This window comes from Vibrio sp. MM46 (genome assembly GCF_027587135.1).
Classification (GTDB): Bacteria; Pseudomonadota; Gammaproteobacteria; order Enterobacterales; family Vibrionaceae; genus Vibrio; species Vibrio harveyi.
Map to the genome: position 1 here is coordinate 140,281 of NZ_JAPPTO010000012.1, position 16,266 is coordinate 156,546.

Consider the following 16,266-nt stretch of genomic DNA (forward strand, 5'->3'; position numbering starts at 1 on the left):
CATGTGAGATGGTGGAATTCCACAAGAAAATCGTTTTCGCTTATGTCAAAATGCGCCATCTCAATCGACAAGTCATAACGTAATGAATTTTCAAGCTGCTATTTTTGACATGGATGGTTTACTCCTCGATACGGAACGTGTGTGCATGCGCATTTTCCAAGAAGCGTGTGAAGCACAAAACCTCCCATTCTATAAAGACGTTTACCTTTCAATCATTGGTCGCAATGCAGCCGGCATTGAAGTAATTTTCCGCAAAGCTTATGGGGATGATCTTGACCGCTTACACAAAGAGTGGCGCGACCGATACGATGCGGTAGTTAAACACCAAGCCATTCCGGTCAAAGAAGGAGTGATTGAGCTACTTGAATGGTTGAAAGAGCAAGGGTTACCCATTGCTGTTGCCACTTCTACAGCAAAAGAAGTGGCGAAAAAGAAGTTGGAATTGGCAGGTTTGAGCCAGTATTTCGACAACTTAACTACCGGCTGTGAAGTTTCACACGGTAAACCCGATCCAGAAATTTATTTGCTTGCGGCAAGTCGTTTAGACATAGAACCAACCAAATGTCTCGCCTTTGAAGATTCAAATAATGGCGTTCGTGCTGCTGTTGCTGCCAACATGGTAACTTTCCAAATCCCAGACCTCGTTGAACCTTGTGAAGAAGTGCGTGGATTTGGTCATGCGATCGTTCCTTCACTGCACCACGCTCTCGCTGAGTTAAAGCAAGGCTAAGCAATTTTTGCTCATTGAATTAACGCAAAACGCTCCAACTTTCGGAGCGTTTTTTATGAACAAAATTTACCCAACTTTACACTGACATGTGTAGTTCTATTCACAACATTAATGGATAATCGTTCGCATAACCACAAAGAAAAAGAGGATTATCTTATGCTCAACAAAACGCCTTTAACTTGGCAAACTATCGCTTTGCACTGGGTAACTGGACTCGCTTTTATTGGTGTGTTCGCACTTGGTTTATACATGGTGGATTTACCACGCAGCCCAGTAAAATTCGAATGGTACGGGATTCATAAATCGCTAGGCGCTATCCTTTTAGTTATCGCTCTTGCTCGTCTAGTGTGGCGCTTAAAAGAAGGCGCTCTACCACCAGCCTCTGAGATGCCAGCATGGCAAGACAAAGCAGCCAAGGCAGTCCACGGTATTCTACTGTTAGCCACCTTAGCAATGCCTATCTCTGGTATTGCTATGAGTGCTGGCGGTGGTCGAGCTGTTGATATTTTCGGGTGGGTGATCATCGCAGAAGGCGCAGAAACACCTTGGCTGCAAGAGCTTGGCTCAACGATTCATCACTCTGCGGTAGAAGTGCTCATCTTAGTGTTTGTTTTGCACGTTGCTGGCGCTATCAAACACCAAGTGATCGATAAGGATGGCACCATCTCACGTATGCTTGGTCGCAGCTAATCTTCTTAATTTTATAAGAAAAAACGCCACTTAATGCGAATTAAGTGGCGTTTCCATTGAATATTATTCAGGCTACTTTTGCTGTTCTGCCAGTTCAAGCTCCCAATAAGGCGGTTGACCGTAATACTCCGCGAAATAGTCAATAAACGCTCGAACTTTAGGGGCGATCAGGCGAGAGCTCGGGTAGACCGCCCAGATACTCGCATTCATCACTAATGGATAGTCTTGTAATATTTCGACTAACTCACCTTTTTGTAGCTGTTTGTATACGCTCCAAATCGAGTTAATTGAAACCCCAAGCCCATCAATGCAAGCATCACGCATTGCATCACCATTATCGGTTCTAAAGCTGCCAGAAGCGCGCATCGAGTACTGCCCTTCTGGGGTTTCAAATACCCAGTTCTCCAAACCAGCCAAAGTCACACATTCATGATTTACAAGCTCTTCTGGCGATTGAGGTGTGCCATGCTGCGCCAAATACTCCGGTGACGCGACAACAATACGACGATCTGGAGCAAGTTTGCGTGCCACTAGAGACGAGTCTTTCAGCTCGGCAAGGCGAACAGCAACATCGAAGCCACCTTCCACCATGTCGATAATCGAATCGGAGAAGCGAAAATCAATGGTCAGCTCTGGGTACTTTGCCATAAACCCTTTAAGTGCTGGCACTAAATGCAAGCGCCCAAAAGATGCAGATGCGGTGACTCGTAACGTCCCTGTTGGCGCCTTGTGACCAACACCTACAGCACCTCGTGCCGCTTCAACCGTTGCCAACACTTCCTCAGCATGAGGTAAGAATGCCTGCCCCTCTTCTGTTAACGAAACCTTGCGCGTGGTTCGATGTACAAGGCGCACGCCCAAACCTTCTTCCAATTTATTAATATGGGCACTAGCAACCGCAGGAGATAATCCCAGCTCTTGTCCCGCCATACTGATATTGTGGGTCGATGCTAAACGAACGAAAAGTTTTAGATGTTCTATGTTCATTTTATTTTCAACTTATTCTATAAAGTCTGAGGTTATTAATGGCTATTTTCTTCCCACACAATAGTAAAGCATTCAATTTGAAGCAAAGACTTTTAGAAGAAACTGATAGGTAAATAGAAATCTAACTCGAAGACTTCTTCGTGATTAAGAAAATGGTTTTTATGATAGTGCACATAAGCAGGTGTCGAACGTTGCTTAAAACCAGAGTTAGGTAACCACTTTTCCAATACCATGCTGATTTGCGGCAAAAGCTCACCATAGACGCCTGTTAATCGGAACACCGCGTGTAAGCCACCTGGAATGGTCATTTGATTCACCACACCACGGTATTTAAGCGGTTTATCAATCGCCATGCACGCGACATAGCGACACTTATCCAGCTCTACCCAAGCAGGGTTGGAATGGTGCAAACCATATTGAGTAGAGAAATCACGCTGCTCAGAGTTCGCCCACGCTTTCAGCACCAGCCACGCATTACGAATCGAACGGTTGTAACCTTCATGGCGAACGTACGCAGCAAAGCGTTGTGGAACTTCAATAATCTTTGGCTCTGGTAGAGTGCGCTTTGCGACTCGATGATACCCTGCTGCCACTTCCGGATCCTTCAAATACGGCTTTTCTGCCACATGAAGGTCATGCTTACGCCATGCTCCTGGAGACAATTCAAACGTCGCTTTAAAAGCACGACTAAAAGACGACACTGAGCTGAAACCACACTTATTAGCAATTTCCAATACCGACGATTTAGTATCAAACATCAACTGATTTGCTGCGTATTCCATTCGCGTACGACGTATGTATTGATGAATAGACTCACCTACTACATCTTTAAATATACGGTGGAAGTGCTGTTCAGAATACGCCGCTACATCAGCTAGCTCTTTGGCGGATAATTCTCTACTGATGTCTTGATGAATATAGAACAGCACGTCATTGATTCTGGAAACCTGTTGCTGGCTCATAGCTTATCGCTTTACTTAAATAGCATAAATGGACATGTTTAACAGCATAAATGGACACACCTTAGTTAGCAAATCCCATGTACTATCTTTCACATAAAATTAAAAAATACGAGAAACACAACACATGGAAATCGCACAGTCACTGCAACAAGTAAAGTCATCGTACATTCGAGAGATCCTCGCTGCCGCTAGCGATAAAAACGTCATCTCACTTGCTGGTGGTTTGCCAGATGAAAAAACCTTTCCTATCGAGCTGATGAAGCCAACATTAGAGAACTTGGCAAACATGCCTGAAGTTTTCCAATACGGTTCAACGGCAGGCTATGGACCACTACTAAACTTCCTAAACGGTTACTTCAAACTGCCTGAAACACACACTGCGATGATCACTACTGGCTCCCAACAAGGTTTGGATTTGATCGCACGTGCTTACGTGAATCCAGGTGACAAAGTCGTGATGGAAGCGCCAAGTTACTTGGGTGCCATGCAGGTGTTTGGTTTGGTTCAAGCAAACATCGTTACCGTTTCTCAAACAGAATTTGGTCCAAATCTTGATGAGCTGGAGCAATGCTTTGCTAAGCAACAACCAAAGATGTTCTACGCCGTGCCAGATTTCCATAACCCAACAGGTGTTTGCTGGGCACTGGAAACACGCCAAAAGGTTGCGGAGCTTTGTATTCAATACAACGTGGCTTTCATTGAAGATGCACCATACCGCGAGTTACGCTTCTCTGGTGAAGCTCTGCCTTTGGTATCTGACTTCTGCCCACAAAACTCTATCGTGTTGCGTTCTTTCTCTAAGATCGCTTCTCCGGGTTTACGAATCGGTGTTGTAACGGGTAAAACCAGCTACCTAGAGCCACTGATTAAAATCAAACAGGGTGCAGACCTGCATTCTAGCGTGCCTATGCAAGCTCTGTTGCACGGCCTATTGCAGCACGATAACTTTGCAACCCACATCTCTACTATTTGTGAGCTATACAAATCGCGCTACGACGTGATGTATGCAGAATTAGAAAAACAGCTTCCGACAAGTTGTGTATTGAAACCGGTTGATGGCGGTATGTTCGTATGGGTGGAGATTCCAGAGTGCGATACGTTTGAGCTAGCGAAGTCATTGCTTGCGAACGGTGTAGCTGTCGTACCGAGCCCAGTGTTCTACCCAGAAGGTTCAGAAGTAAAAGCAGCGCTTCGCTTGAACTTCACCAACGCAACACCTGATGAACTCAGAGTTGCCGTAACCCGTTTAGCTGATGTACTGAAGGCGCTGTAATCCGAATTCCCCTTTAGAATCCAATCACCTGCCTTTGGGATGCGAATTAAGTCCCAAAGGCAGCAGTATAAAAAGTTCCCTAAAAAATTTATTTTTTTTCTCTCAAAATCAACTCTCTAGCTTAAGTGTCTGTTTTCGCTTGATCCTCGCACTATCGCAAAAAATAGATCTCGATCACGTATTTGAAGCTTGGAAAAGTTACGTCTATCTTTCAGAAAAAAGACATCGCCCTTGCAGCATCATCTGCGAATTCAAACACTTTTGATCGTGATGGCTTATCACCATCGAAAGTCGAGCTGACACCATCAGCAATGTCGTCTTGTGAAGATGAACGTGGTGAGGACGCAATTACAACCATTCTGAATGTCGCTATACCAATCCGCGATTGGTCTTATACACGTCGGCTTAGCGCATCATATTACAGAGGGGTTTATCAGGATGAACAATCGACCATCGAAAGGACTCGTCGTCACGGGCTTGTCCGCCATGCTTTCTCTCGCAGCCATACAAACAGCGCATGCGGGCAATTCACCAAACTGTAGCGACGTACTAGCGGGTAACAAGACCGCCGCTTCTCAGAAAATGACGATATTGCTGGGTGAAGACATCACCAAATCAAATCTAATCACTACTGTTGTCCCAGCAAAAAATAATCCGTTTGTGACCGAAGAGCTTGTCTCTGTCTCTAACAATGTTTCACCAAATGGACCGTTATCCAAGCAGTCATTAGAAGAAATCAAGCAAGTACGAGAAAACATCGAAAAAGCAGGCGTAGAAGTGAGTAAGCTTCAAGGGACTTTTGAAGTAGCGTTTGTGAGCCTTATTGACGGGCACTGCCAGTTCTCAACCAACCAACTCACTACGCATGCAAAAATCGATTTTGACCATTTAGAGGGGTTAACTGCATTTTCAATACCAGCTCTACTAACAATGGTCGATAAGTCTTATACGATGGCAGAAAAACGTATTGCTGAAGAAGAAGCGAAGCTCGCAGAAGAAAAGGCGCGCCAAGAAGAAGTAGAACGTGAGAAAGAAAGACAGCAAGAGTTAGCGGCAGCCGCAGCGGCAGCTCGCTATCAAGACCCAAATGTTTTGGTTAAAGTTGAAAAGTTCGATGGCTCCAATGTGACCTTCTCTGTGACTAACCTATCCGCTGATGGTGAACTACAACCAAACTTCAATACGTTTAGAGCATACCAAACAGACAAAGGTGAACTTATCTACAAATCAGAATCCTTATTGAGCTTAGTGGACAGCGAGGGAAATGGTCTAACAACCGTGGGAATCGCTGAACTCGGTCCAGAAAGTGGAACTGATCTGGTGATTGCTCCGGGAGAAACACGCACTTTCATTACCAGTATCGAGTCGGAAGTCGCATCCGAAATGAAGCTTAGCCTAGAATTTCCTGCGAAAGTGTTGAATACCGACGAAGCATTCTCGGTGTCATTTACTGATGCGGTCGCCATGGCAACGGCGGGCTTGAATTAGATAGCAAAATTGACGATTACACAAAAACAAAAGCAGACCTCAGGTCTGCTTTTATTAGTTCTGGCATTTATACGCGTTAGCGAACATTGTCACTGAGCTCGAAAAACCAAGCGGTTGGTACAAATAAAGAGTGTCACCCCCCAGTTCAGCAGCTTTGATACGCATTTGGTTCAGCGTTCCCCAAACCATATCTTTGTCCGCATGCAACCAGTAGTCATAGAAGTGACCTTCTGAACCGATCACTGTACCTAAATGTTGGCAGTTCGCGATTGCGTTTGCGTCATCCCAAATCACTTTTACTTGTTCAGATTCTTGTGTTGGGAACGTCACACAGCCAGTTAATAACGCTGCTAATGCTGCACCAGTCATTAACTTTTTCATAATTTCATCGCCTTAGAATTAAATCGTCTGCGGATTCTATTTATCGTTTAGACAATGACCAACAAATTATTTTTATGCTTTACATAACCGCTCGTTTAGGAGCTTTCTTAGGCATCTTTAATGCACGCGCATCGCGAATGTTCAGCGTCATCAATGTTAGGTTCGTGAAACCAGCAAGCAACTCAACCAACTGAACAATATAGAAGGTCGTATCAAACTGATTACTTGCGGCTAAATGCTGCAAATAAATCGCCGCCGGAACCAAAATCAAGATGCCGTTCATCGCAACGAAAGGCATACGCTTTTTCTTTGCCGCTAGAGGTCCTTTTTTCACATTCGGAGCCATCTTTGACCCGGTTATGCCGGCTGCTGCCATAAGAGGGACAACTGCCCAAATCGCGTACGAGATATAAGTTTTAACCGCCAAAATTGCGTGATGATCACCAAACAACTCAACCGCGACTGTACTGGTGAAAAAGCTCATGATGAGCAGGTATGCACTAATAGAGGTGATTCGATGAGCAAAGCTGAGTGTCTTTTTCATAGCGATATTCTCTTTTCATGTTGTTGGGACTCACGGCACAAAAAAAAAGATTACACAACAATCATTGTATACGCAACACTTGCGATTGAAATAAAATCATTAAAATTTAGCTTAATTAAATGGATTTTTATTAAGTTTATGTTTTAGTTAATAATTTAATAGAAAACATAAATAACTAGGCGATTTGCTTTTTGACCAAATTAGAGTAAAACAGAGGAGTAAGCGGCAAGAGGGACTGAATTTGACTTCGAAAAACAAACTGATCCGTTACCAATCTAAAGAAGTAGCGGACGTATTCAGCAAAGAAAACGAGTTAATCAAGCTTGTTCAATCTGGTCAACTTTCTCAAGTATTACTGTTGTGGCAAGTCAAAAGCCCTACGCTAGTGCTTCCAGCAGGTAAGAAGTGGACAATTTCAGAGCAACTAGCACAAGATCTAGCAGACTCAGGTTGGAGGCTGTTTTCACGTAAAACCGGCGGTGCACCAGTTCCACAGGTTCCGGGGATCATAAACCTCTCTCATATCTACCACTGGCCTGAAGGTCAACCTTACAACATTAAAAAAGCGTATCTCGACTTATGTTCCGTACTCGCCGTGTTTTTTAAACAGTTAGGTGTCAAAGTTGATGTGCACGCTACGCCAAACTCCTATTGTGATGGCGAATACAACTTAAATATTGATGGGAAAAAAGTGGTTGGGACAGCACAACGTGTCTTACTGAAAAAAGGCGGAGGACAAGTAGTGCTCTCTCAAGCCTGTATTCTCATAGATGCTGACGTAGAAAAAATCGTTGAACCAGTAAAGCTATGTAATCGCCTTTGCGGGCATAACGATGATATTCGTGGCGACGTTCATACTCCCCTATTCGACCATATAGAACAAAAACTAAGTGTTGATACGTTGTTTCAAACGCTGACTCAAGCGTTTTTGGATCACGCGAAGCGTTGAGTCTATTCGCGATATTCATCAAAAAAGGGAGCATTTGCTCCCTTTTATCATTTATTAAACTCATTAAGTTAAAAACGAACTTCCACTTCAACGCCCTCAATCCATCTCGTTTGCTCTACGGGTTCGTCAAAAGATAATGTGACTTTCAGGTACGCTGGTTGACCCTCAAATGGGCTTTGCAGCTCTTGGGGTAGCTTGTTAACCACTTCAACCGGCCTTGAAACTGTCGCAGATAACTTTTTACCGTCAGGGAAGATGACCTTCGCTTTGGTTCCTTTTTGGCTGTAATCCAGATACTTAGGATTTAAAAATGCGGTAATGTCCGGTGTTACGTTCTGAGCTACCGTCAATAATGGTGCATTCTCTGTAACGCGCTGACCTTCATGAACATGAATATCCAAAACTCGACCACTAAACGGTGCTCTAAACGTCAAGCTCTCTTGTTGGGCACGCTTTACGACAAGCTCTTGCATTAACGCTCGATACTGCTGTGCAACCGGCCCCGCCAATGCCAATTGCTCTCTATCACGTTTGGCATTGATGTAAGCTATTTCTTGGTCGCTCAATTGGCTATCAATGGCATTGCTCACGTTAACTACCGCAGCGTAATCCACTTCTGACACCTGACCTTTCTTTCTAAATTGGTCGTACTTTTGCTGAATTTGTTGCACCTTAGCGAGGCTTGTTTTGGTACTGGCTATCGCTTGCTGGTACAACTCATCAGTACTTTGAACCTTGTTATTGGACAACGAAACCAACTCTTTTTGTAAAAACTCGACTTCTTTGTTTAACGCACTATCTGCCAATAGAATTAAAGACTGCCCCTTGCCTACCTCGTCTCCAACATTCGCCGGAATCGGTCCAACAATTGCGGCTTGAGTCGCCGTTATCGTTAATGGATAAGAGGTCACGATACCGGGCGCAGTCACTAGAATCTGCGTCTTAAACAAGTAATAAGCCATAAATAACAGTGGGCTAATGACAATTGCCAAAATCAGATACCAACGAAGTCGATAACCACCACGCTTCGCCTGGCCGTAGGCGACTTTCATGCCACTCTCAGATTGTGGCTTGTTCTTTTTATCTAAGTGAAAGTTAACTTTCATACTAAAACTTTTTGCCTCGTTTCAATACCCACCAAGGTGCCATGCTAGATTCTTCGTGACTGCGTCTTACTACCTCATTCACCATCGAAAACGCCGTTATTAGACGCATGAAAAACTGATAAACGGGGTATAGAAATAGCCATTTCGTAAATTTTAAGTCTTCTTTTCTTCTCTCAGACACCAGCCCGATATAAACAATAAATATAATTAAAGAGAGAAATAAATACGTTAAGTACAGCAACAGCATTAACGCTAAAACAAATTTAAGCGGATACGCTATAAGCATATACACGGTAAAAATAACAACTAACAAAGGTAATAAGACGTTTTGAACCACACCATAAGCGAGAGTAAATAGAAAATTACCCCACCCCAGAAGAGATGGTGATAATCCTTCATTGTGCTTACGCAAAAATAGAAAAAGCAAATCGCCATCCCACCTTAAACGCTGCATAACTAGCCCTTTTAAGGTATCTGGAACATCGGTATGACCAATCGCATGTGTGGCAAAAGCTAATTTATTGTTTGGATAGCGTCGCTTATATTGTTTTAAACGCATGGTTAGATCCAAATCTTCTGCAGTATGCGTATCCCAGCCACCCACTTGTTTGAGTAAGTTTTTTCTAAAAGCCCCAAACGCACCTGAAATATTATTTAATACGCCCCATTTTGCCATCCCAGTTTTGCCTGCTTGCATGGACAACATGTATTCTAAGGACTGCATTTTTGTCAGAATATTGGCGTCATGATTTCTAACCCGTAACGCGCCTCCGCTTGCAATCACATCTTTCGATGTAAATTGTTTCATCATGGTAAACACCATGTCGTTATCAAAGGAGGTATCACCATCGACGTTAATCACAATCTCGCCCTGAGCAACAGATAAACCAGCATTAAGAGTCGACACTCGACCGCCACGTTGCCACTTTGGAATAACCCGTACTTTGCGATTGCGGACGCCAGCGTGACGTAGTTCTCCGTTCAACGCCGCTTGGTAAGTATCTTGGTTCTGTACCGCGCCATCTACGACGGCGAGAATTTCTATGTGACCCGGATACACTTGTTCAACTAAAGTGTCGATGGTGATTCCAATCGCATCCCCTTCGCCATAACAAGTGATGACAAAACTGATCGATGGAAACTGCGTCAACTCAACGTCTTCCTGATCATACGACCATCGAAAAATGCCCGTTAATACCAACAGGTACAAGGGCAGTTCGATAATAATCATGACCGGGAATAGCAGTAGCCACAGCTCTTCATTGTGCAGCAGCATCCCGCGAAGATAATCAAGCAGAACAAGACTATCTTGCAGCATAAATATCACCAACCAGTGTTTCTAACCATACCGCTACGCCATCTTCAATACTTGCTTGAGGAAGTGCCCATGAGAAGACATTGAGTTCAAACTCTTCATCTTCAATTTGGCTTCCCAGTACCGAGAGTTTGTTCTGCAATACCGATAAGCTAGACGTTTCGGTATTCGGCATGAGCACCAGCAACACATCTTGCTTAAATTGGCAGCAGATATCCGTATCTCTGAATATCTCACTAAGACGCTTAGTCAGTTGATCCATCAAGGAGAAAAGCTTGGCGTCACCGTGCTGCTTTCCGTACTCATCTAAAGATGGAAGGTGTAACCCCAAAAGTAGGTGATGCTCTTTGTGGCGCATAGCGACTTTATTTAGCCACGCGAGTAAGTTCTGGAAGAAACTGTTCTCAACCTTACCTTTGATTGAGAGCTCAGGAGCTTGAGAGGACTTTCCGTGCTGGAATATGTATTCTCCTGCTTCACCTAAACGGTATTGGTACAGCTTGCGCACAACGAGATCATCAACCTTCATCTTCTCATCACAACTCAAGCATTGGCTCATCGTTGCTGCTTCAACAAAAAGATTAGAGCACTGATTGCAAACGTGATTCTCTAGAGGGCGGTCGTAGTCCACACCAATGTGTCTTAGTTGCGTTAAACACTTTGGGCATTCCAACTTACCGCGGCGTTGAAATGACTGCTGCTCACCAACGTGACCACAAGTAAAGCAGTGGAGCGAACTCTGAGACTCAATGTCGATACTGCTACATTGAGGGCAAACTTCAACGTAATTCAAGTGACCGCTGTTGCAATGCGTACAGACACGAATACGATCCATCAGTTGTTCACTTTCTAAAATATCTCGAGCTTTCTCGGACAACACGTAGCGATAGGTTGAGTAAATGTCAGGGTAAAACGCTTCTATCAGTGGATACGTATAAATTGAAGATGATTCAAGGCTTTTCATCGCCGTTAATCTGCGGTTTCTATTTATACCAAGCCAGCCAATCAGCGGATCTAACGACGTCACCTGAGGTACCGATTCAAGGCGGCTTCGCGAGCTTTGCCATGCTTTATAGGACGTCGTTAAATCAAAAGCGCCATCAGTAACACATCGAGAATATGGTGTTTCAATCGTGGTGTAGACAGCCCAACTCCATCGCTCTTGCTGTTGGTAAAAAGCTTTAAGTATTCCTTCAAGTTGCTTTGGTTCCGAAGCGTTTACACAAAACATACCTCCCATACCAGCAGGCAGTGCCTCTACGTCATTGATATACTCTACATTTTCAAGTTCGTATTCAGTTGGTTTATCCCCGAGCCAATAGAACTTTTCATTCTCAATTAACATGATTATTACTCACACAAATATTAGAACGACCTACTAATTAAAAATATAGAACCTTTACAGATCTTTTTTGAATAATTTAATCGACAGGAACGCAAAAAATGCCTTGAACCCGAACCGCTAAATGACGTGGTCAGGTAAACAGCAGTGAATTTATATAATTTTCAAATCAGGGCGTTACATAGCGGTACTTTCACGCTGGCACGCCGAAGCAGTCAATTAATTGACAGAAAGAATAACGTTGAACTTATAATAAAGAAATGAGGATATATATTTTAAATTAATACGAAGAAACGAGAACATTAAGGAACCTTTATTAAGCAAGCTGAATATCATTTATCTATGTGGTTTATGATCGCTCTTATTACCACTATATCTATTTATTTTAATAGCCGTCTCGGCGTTCAGCATTTAAGCACAGCAATTGGTCTCATTGTTAAGACGATTATTTCTATTTTTTCATCTTCACTTTACACACATGAAATCAATTAGATTAATTCTTAATTTTCAATTACAAAGCGTCGTTTTATCGTTTGCTATATTTTTGCTTTATAAATAGAAAGATAATTTAATTTGCATAACCAAATATTATAAAATAAAAAAGACACCTTTAAATTAATAAGCAACAATTACATTTAGCAACAGTATTCATATCTATGAAATGTGTTGTTAAGCCTCCCTCCTCTATCATCACTACCAAAAATGCCAAAGGTATGAGAGCTCTTCTTCAACGCTCAAATCGCTTGATTAGCTCACTCAATTTCGAAATGAGATCTACCTCAAACATTTATCCATGACGGAAATAGTTGAAGCTAACGCCCAAAAGCCTCAGAATGTCGCACTTTTCGCGTCGCGCATAAAATCGACGCCTTGTTATCAAACTCGACAATTGAGAATCATACATATGGGTTTTACCTCGTTAGGTCTATCTGCTCCAATCCTTAAGGCTATTCAGGAAAAAGGCTACGACACCCCTTCGCCGATTCAGGCTCAAGCAATTCCTGCTGTTTTGGAAGGGAAAGACGTAATGGCAGCAGCACAGACTGGTACAGGTAAAACGGCGGGCTTTACGCTGCCAATTCTTGAACGTCTGTCAAACGGTCCACGCGTACGCGGCAACCACATCCGCGCATTGGTGCTGACACCAACTCGTGAGCTTGCTGCCCAGGTACAAGAAAACGTATTCATGTACAGCCGTCACCTACCTCTAACGAGTGCAGTGGTATTTGGTGGTGTGAAGATCAACCCACAAATGCTTCGCCTGCGTAAAGGTGCAGACGTATTGGTTGCAACACCAGGCCGCCTAATGGACCTATACAACCAAAATGCAGTGAAGTTCGACCAACTAGAAATGCTAGTACTGGACGAAGCAGACCGCATGCTTGACATGGGTTTCATTCGCGACATTCGCAAGATTCTTGAATTGCTACCGAAGCAACGTCAAAACCTATTGTTCTCTGCGACATTCTCAAACGAAATCCGTGAGCTTGCGAAAGGTCTGGTCAACAACCCTGTTGAGATTTCAGTTAACCCAGCAAACTCGACAGCACGCACCGTAGAACAATGCATCTACCCAGCAGACGTGAAGAAGAAAGCACCAATGCTGGTCAAGCTGATCAAAGATGGCGATTGGAAACAAGTATTGGTATTTACCAAAACCAAGCATGGCGCGAACCGCTTAGCCAAGTTCCTAATCGACCAAAAGATTACAGCAGCTGCAATTCACGGCAATAAGAGCCAAGGCGCACGTACTAAAGCTCTGGCTGACTTTAAATCTGGCGAAGTTCGCGTATTAGTCGCAACAGACATCGCTGCGCGCGGTATCGACATTCCTCAGCTTCCTCAAGTGGTTAACTTTGAGCTACCAAAAGTAGCTGAAGACTACGTTCACCGTATCGGTCGTACCGGTCGTGCTGGTGAAGTAGGTAAAGCGATTTCTCTAGTGTGCGCACTTGAAGCATCCGAGTTGTTTGCGATTGAACGTTTAATTCAACAACTGCTGCCTCGTAAAGAACTGGAAGGCTACGCACCAACTAACGTATTGCCAGAGTCGAAGCTTGATACTCGCCCTATCAAGCCAAAGAAACCGAAAAAGCCTAAGAAGCCAAAAGCAGAAGGTGAAAACGGTCAAACAGCTGAGAAGAAAAACAACGGCGGTAACAACAAACCAAAGCGTCGTTTCAACAGCGACAACAAAAATGGCAAGGGCGAAAACAAATCAGGCAAAGGCGGCGCTGGTAAGCCAAAAGGCAACCGTGATGGTCAAGCTCGCACAAACGACAAGCCAAGCGGTAACAAGCCGAATACCAAACAGCCTAATACGAACAAATCAGGCGCAAATAAAAATGGTAACGGTGGTAAACCATCAGGAAACCGCAAGCCTAACAGCGGTAAACCTGCGGGTGCAAAACCTTCAAACGGCAAACCGTCAGGCAACAAGCCATCAGGACAACGTCGCAAGCCACGTCCACAAGCAGCAAAATAATAAAAAACAGCCCCTCACAATGAGGGGCTGTTTTTTGGGCAGTATGGCGAATAGCAAGCTTAGATTAATGCCATTCCATTTCACCACTTAGCACTTTCGCGCCCAGTTCAAGATCGCCTTCTGTCGCAGCAAACTGTGGGTACTTAGCCTTCATCGCTGCCGAAATCTCGCTTGATGATGGCTTGCTTGACTTTTCTAACGTCTGCTCGATGTCTGCGATGTAGTTTATGGTGAATTGAACACCTTCCACACCTTTCGGCATATCACCAAGGTAGTGTCCCGGAATCACGGTTTTTGGTTTCAGTGCTTTCATGCGCTCCAACGATTGAGACCATTGAGCACGCTCTTGTTTCGACTGAGTGTCCGCCATCCAAACATGAACACCACTGTAAACCGATACACCACCAAATACCGTTTTCTCCGCAGGCACCCAAAGGTAAGCATCATGAGTATTGATTTCTTTTACTTCAATGTGCTTACCTTCAAGCGTCAGAGTGGTGTCATTGAGTACAGTAGGGACAACAATTTTTGATGGTGCCCCCTCTTCCAAAATAGGTCCCCAGTACGCCAGTTTCGCGTCTTTTGTTCGTTCGATATGTTTAACAACCGCTTCGCTCGCAACCACTTTTACATCAGGGAATGCAGCAACAATAGGCTCTAAGCCAAAATAATAGTCTGGGTCACCGCTGCTGATGTAAATCATCGACAGCTCTTTGCCACTGTTTTTAATCTGTTCCACCAATTTTTTTCCGTCTTTGACGCTAAATTGTGCGTCAAACAACATCAGCTCTTTTTCACCAGAAACAAGCACAGAGCTTGCAGGAAAGATCGCATTTTCACCGGGGTTGTAGTGGGTAATCGTTAAGTCCGCAGCCGACACATAGTTCGATGCCGCTAGTGTTGTAATCAGTAGAGTAATTGAACGCTTATTCATCATCTTATTCCGTATTAGAGAACCAACTCATGCGGCTCGTTTAGTGTTGAGGTCATCTTATTTGATTGGTTTTAGATGAAATAGACAGCAATTTAACTTTCACTGTTGCGAAATCCGGACATATACTGTGACGGCGATTTTCTTAAGGTGAAGCAACAGAATGGACAGACTTGAGGCAATGAACGTCTTTGTCACGATCGTAGAGCGAGGAAGCTTAAGTGCTGCCGCTGAGCATCTCGATCTTTCGCGAACTAAAGTGACACGTTATTTAGGTGAGCTCGAAAAGTGGATGGATACTCGTTTACTCCACCGCACAACTCGAAGCCTCAGCTTAACCAGTGCAGGGAAAGAGACGCTTGAGATTGCACGAGAGCTACTTGCACTTGAAGAATCCCTAAGCGGAATCCGAAACCAAAATCGAGTGAATCTAAAAGGTCAATTGCGTATTACCGCAAGCTATTCCATTGTGAGTAGCTTCCTCATTGATGCAATCACAAGCTTTGTTGAACAATGGCCAGATGTGGCGATTGATATTGTGTCGACAGATGAAACCATAAACCTCGTGGAATCACGCATTGATCTTGCCATACGCATCACCAATGAGTTGCCTGCTAATGTCGTAGCAAAGCAATTAGGTGAATGCCGCTCGGTGATATGTGCATCTCCCAAATATATCGAACAAAAAGGCGCACCGTTAAACGCCCAAGACCTAGGACACCACAATTGTCTTTCCTTTAGCTATTTTGGTCGTTCCGAGTGGATATTCTCTGGACCAAACGGTGATGAATCAGTCTCCATCAAAGGCAATATCAGCGCGAATACCCCAGAAGTACTGCTTGCTGCCGCTTTAAATGGTAACGGAATCAGCTTACAGCCTTTCCCAACCGTGAAGGATTTGCTCACTGAGGGTAAGTTGATTCAGCTGTTACCAGAATGGCACCCAAAAACGTTAGGCGTTCATGCCATCTATGGCACACGTAAACAAGTCACACCGTTATTAAGAGCCTTTATCGACCATCTCTCCATTAGCATGTCGGAATCCAAGCGCTGGTGAGCACTTTTCCGCAAACGTCCTAACCT

The 16,266-nt window shown here is 43.9% G+C and carries 15 protein-coding genes; 7 read left to right on the top strand and 8 right to left on the bottom strand.

Translation table 11 applies throughout. The features are described 5' to 3' along the window. Positions 1–82 precede the first annotated feature (82 nt). Together OH459_RS15230 and OH459_RS15235 are read left to right on the top strand one after the other, a co-directional pair. On the top strand, positions 83–730 hold the full coding sequence (locus OH459_RS15230; RefSeq protein WP_017188655.1) for an HAD family hydrolase: 648 nt from the start codon (positions 83–85) through the stop codon (positions 728–730). A 156-nt stretch (positions 731–886) separates the two neighbouring features. Further along, positions 887–1,420, top strand: a complete 534-nt coding sequence (locus tag OH459_RS15235; protein WP_009700145.1) for a cytochrome b — start codon at positions 887–889, stop codon at positions 1,418–1,420. A 72-nt stretch (positions 1,421–1,492) separates the two neighbouring features. On the opposite strand, the gene OH459_RS15240 is transcribed toward OH459_RS15235, so the two are convergent. Both OH459_RS15240 and OH459_RS15245 read right to left on the bottom strand, forming a co-directional pair. Further along, positions 1,493–2,407 carry a LysR family transcriptional regulator gene (locus OH459_RS15240; protein ID WP_005451346.1) on the bottom strand — a complete coding sequence of 305 codons (915 nt, stop codon included), beginning with the start codon at positions 2,405–2,407 and terminating at the stop codon, positions 1,493–1,495. A gap of 92 nt (positions 2,408–2,499) precedes the next feature. Beyond that, positions 2,500–3,369 (bottom strand): AraC family transcriptional regulator, encoded by an 870-nt coding sequence (locus OH459_RS15245; RefSeq protein WP_009697173.1) that lies wholly within the window; start codon positions 3,367–3,369, stop codon positions 2,500–2,502. Between the two features lie 124 nt (positions 3,370–3,493). Here OH459_RS15245 and OH459_RS15250 point away from each other — a divergent pair, with 124 nt between their 5' ends. Next, a complete protein-coding gene (locus OH459_RS15250) occupies positions 3,494–4,642 on the top strand; it encodes an aminotransferase-like domain-containing protein (protein ID WP_009699691.1) in 1,149 nt (382 codons plus the stop codon). Between the two features lie 438 nt (positions 4,643–5,080). Then, positions 5,081–6,130: a hypothetical protein gene (locus tag OH459_RS15255; protein ID WP_074051746.1), complete on the top strand. Its 1,050-nt coding sequence runs from the start codon at positions 5,081–5,083 to the stop codon at positions 6,128–6,130. 54 nt (positions 6,131–6,184) lie between these two features. Here the strand turns inward: OH459_RS15255 and OH459_RS15260 are convergent, their stop codons facing one another. Both OH459_RS15260 and OH459_RS15265 read right to left on the bottom strand, forming a co-directional pair. Further along, positions 6,185–6,511, bottom strand: coding sequence for a DUF4156 domain-containing protein (locus OH459_RS15260; RefSeq protein ID WP_005451338.1), 327 nt, complete (start codon positions 6,509–6,511; stop codon positions 6,185–6,187). Between the two features lie 79 nt (positions 6,512–6,590). Beyond that, positions 6,591–7,055, bottom strand: coding sequence for a hypothetical protein (locus tag OH459_RS15265; protein WP_009697175.1), 465 nt, complete (start codon positions 7,053–7,055; stop codon positions 6,591–6,593). Positions 7,056–7,296: 241 nt separating this feature from the next. On the opposite strand from OH459_RS15265, the gene OH459_RS15270 reads away from it, so the two are divergent. Beyond that, positions 7,297–8,004, top strand: coding sequence for a lipoate--protein ligase family protein (locus OH459_RS15270; protein WP_269987566.1), 708 nt, complete (start codon positions 7,297–7,299; stop codon positions 8,002–8,004). A gap of 68 nt (positions 8,005–8,072) precedes the next feature. Here OH459_RS15270 and OH459_RS15275 read toward each other — a convergent pair whose 3' ends face one another. Genes OH459_RS15275 through OH459_RS15285 form a run of 3 tightly spaced genes read right to left on the bottom strand, consistent with a single transcriptional unit; the run spans position 8,073 to position 11,770 of the window. Continuing rightward, on the bottom strand, positions 8,073–9,110 hold the full coding sequence (locus OH459_RS15275; RefSeq protein ID WP_009697177.1) for an HlyD family secretion protein: 1,038 nt from the start codon (positions 9,108–9,110) through the stop codon (positions 8,073–8,075). 1 nt (position 9,111) lies between these two features. Then, entirely contained in the window at positions 9,112–10,428 is a 1,317-nt protein-coding gene (locus OH459_RS15280) for a glycosyltransferase family 2 protein (RefSeq protein ID WP_017819371.1), read from the bottom strand. Next, complete coding sequence (locus OH459_RS15285) at positions 10,415–11,770, bottom strand: diguanylate cyclase domain-containing protein (protein ID WP_152164113.1); 1,356 nt, start codon at positions 11,768–11,770, stop codon at positions 10,415–10,417. The genes OH459_RS15280 and OH459_RS15285 overlap by 14 nt, the downstream gene beginning before the upstream one ends. A gap of 901 nt (positions 11,771–12,671) precedes the next feature. On the opposite strand from OH459_RS15285, the gene OH459_RS15290 reads away from it, so the two are divergent. Next, on the top strand, positions 12,672–14,252 hold the full coding sequence (locus OH459_RS15290; protein ID WP_050924321.1) for a DEAD/DEAH box helicase: 1,581 nt from the start codon (positions 12,672–12,674) through the stop codon (positions 14,250–14,252). Between the two features lie 64 nt (positions 14,253–14,316). Here OH459_RS15290 and OH459_RS15295 read toward each other — a convergent pair whose 3' ends face one another. After that, on the bottom strand, positions 14,317–15,186 hold the full coding sequence (locus tag OH459_RS15295) for a Vmh family MBL fold metallo-hydrolase (RefSeq protein WP_269987602.1): 870 nt from the start codon (positions 15,184–15,186) through the stop codon (positions 14,317–14,319). Positions 15,187–15,346: 160 nt separating this feature from the next. Between OH459_RS15295 and OH459_RS15300 the strand changes: the two genes are divergently transcribed. Then, positions 15,347–16,240, top strand: coding sequence for a LysR family transcriptional regulator (locus OH459_RS15300; RefSeq protein ID WP_269987571.1), 894 nt, complete (start codon positions 15,347–15,349; stop codon positions 16,238–16,240). Positions 16,241–16,266: the final 26 nt, after the last annotated feature.

What these genes read in the sequence shown, in the direction of transcription:
- OH459_RS15230 (WP_017188655.1), top strand. Translation starts at nt 83, where the DNA reads ATGAATTTTCAAGCTGCTATTTTTGACATGGATGGTTTACTCCTCGAT.
- OH459_RS15235 (WP_009700145.1), top strand. Translation starts at nt 887, where the DNA reads ATGCTCAACAAAACGCCTTTAACTTGGCAAACTATCGCTTTGCACTGG.
- OH459_RS15240 (WP_005451346.1), bottom strand. Translation starts at nt 2,407, where the DNA reads ATGAACATAGAACATCTAAAACTTTTCGTTCGTTTAGCATCGACCCAC.
- OH459_RS15245 (WP_009697173.1), bottom strand. Translation starts at nt 3,369, where the DNA reads ATGAGCCAGCAACAGGTTTCCAGAATCAATGACGTGCTGTTCTATATT.
- OH459_RS15250 (WP_009699691.1), top strand. Translation starts at nt 3,494, where the DNA reads ATGGAAATCGCACAGTCACTGCAACAAGTAAAGTCATCGTACATTCGA.
- OH459_RS15255 (WP_074051746.1), top strand. Translation starts at nt 5,081, where the DNA reads ATGAACAATCGACCATCGAAAGGACTCGTCGTCACGGGCTTGTCCGCC.
- OH459_RS15260 (WP_005451338.1), bottom strand. Translation starts at nt 6,511, where the DNA reads ATGAAAAAGTTAATGACTGGTGCAGCATTAGCAGCGTTATTAACTGGC.
- OH459_RS15265 (WP_009697175.1), bottom strand. Translation starts at nt 7,055, where the DNA reads ATGAAAAAGACACTCAGCTTTGCTCATCGAATCACCTCTATTAGTGCA.
- OH459_RS15275 (WP_009697177.1), bottom strand. Translation starts at nt 9,110, where the DNA reads ATGAAAGTTAACTTTCACTTAGATAAAAAGAACAAGCCACAATCTGAG.
- OH459_RS15280 (WP_017819371.1), bottom strand. Translation starts at nt 10,428, where the DNA reads ATGCTGCAAGATAGTCTTGTTCTGCTTGATTATCTTCGCGGGATGCTG.
- OH459_RS15285 (WP_152164113.1), bottom strand. Translation starts at nt 11,770, where the DNA reads ATGTTAATTGAGAATGAAAAGTTCTATTGGCTCGGGGATAAACCAACT.
- OH459_RS15290 (WP_050924321.1), top strand. Translation starts at nt 12,672, where the DNA reads ATGGGTTTTACCTCGTTAGGTCTATCTGCTCCAATCCTTAAGGCTATT.
- OH459_RS15295 (WP_269987602.1), bottom strand. Translation starts at nt 15,186, where the DNA reads ATGAATAAGCGTTCAATTACTCTACTGATTACAACACTAGCGGCATCG.
- OH459_RS15300 (WP_269987571.1), top strand. Translation starts at nt 15,347, where the DNA reads ATGGACAGACTTGAGGCAATGAACGTCTTTGTCACGATCGTAGAGCGA.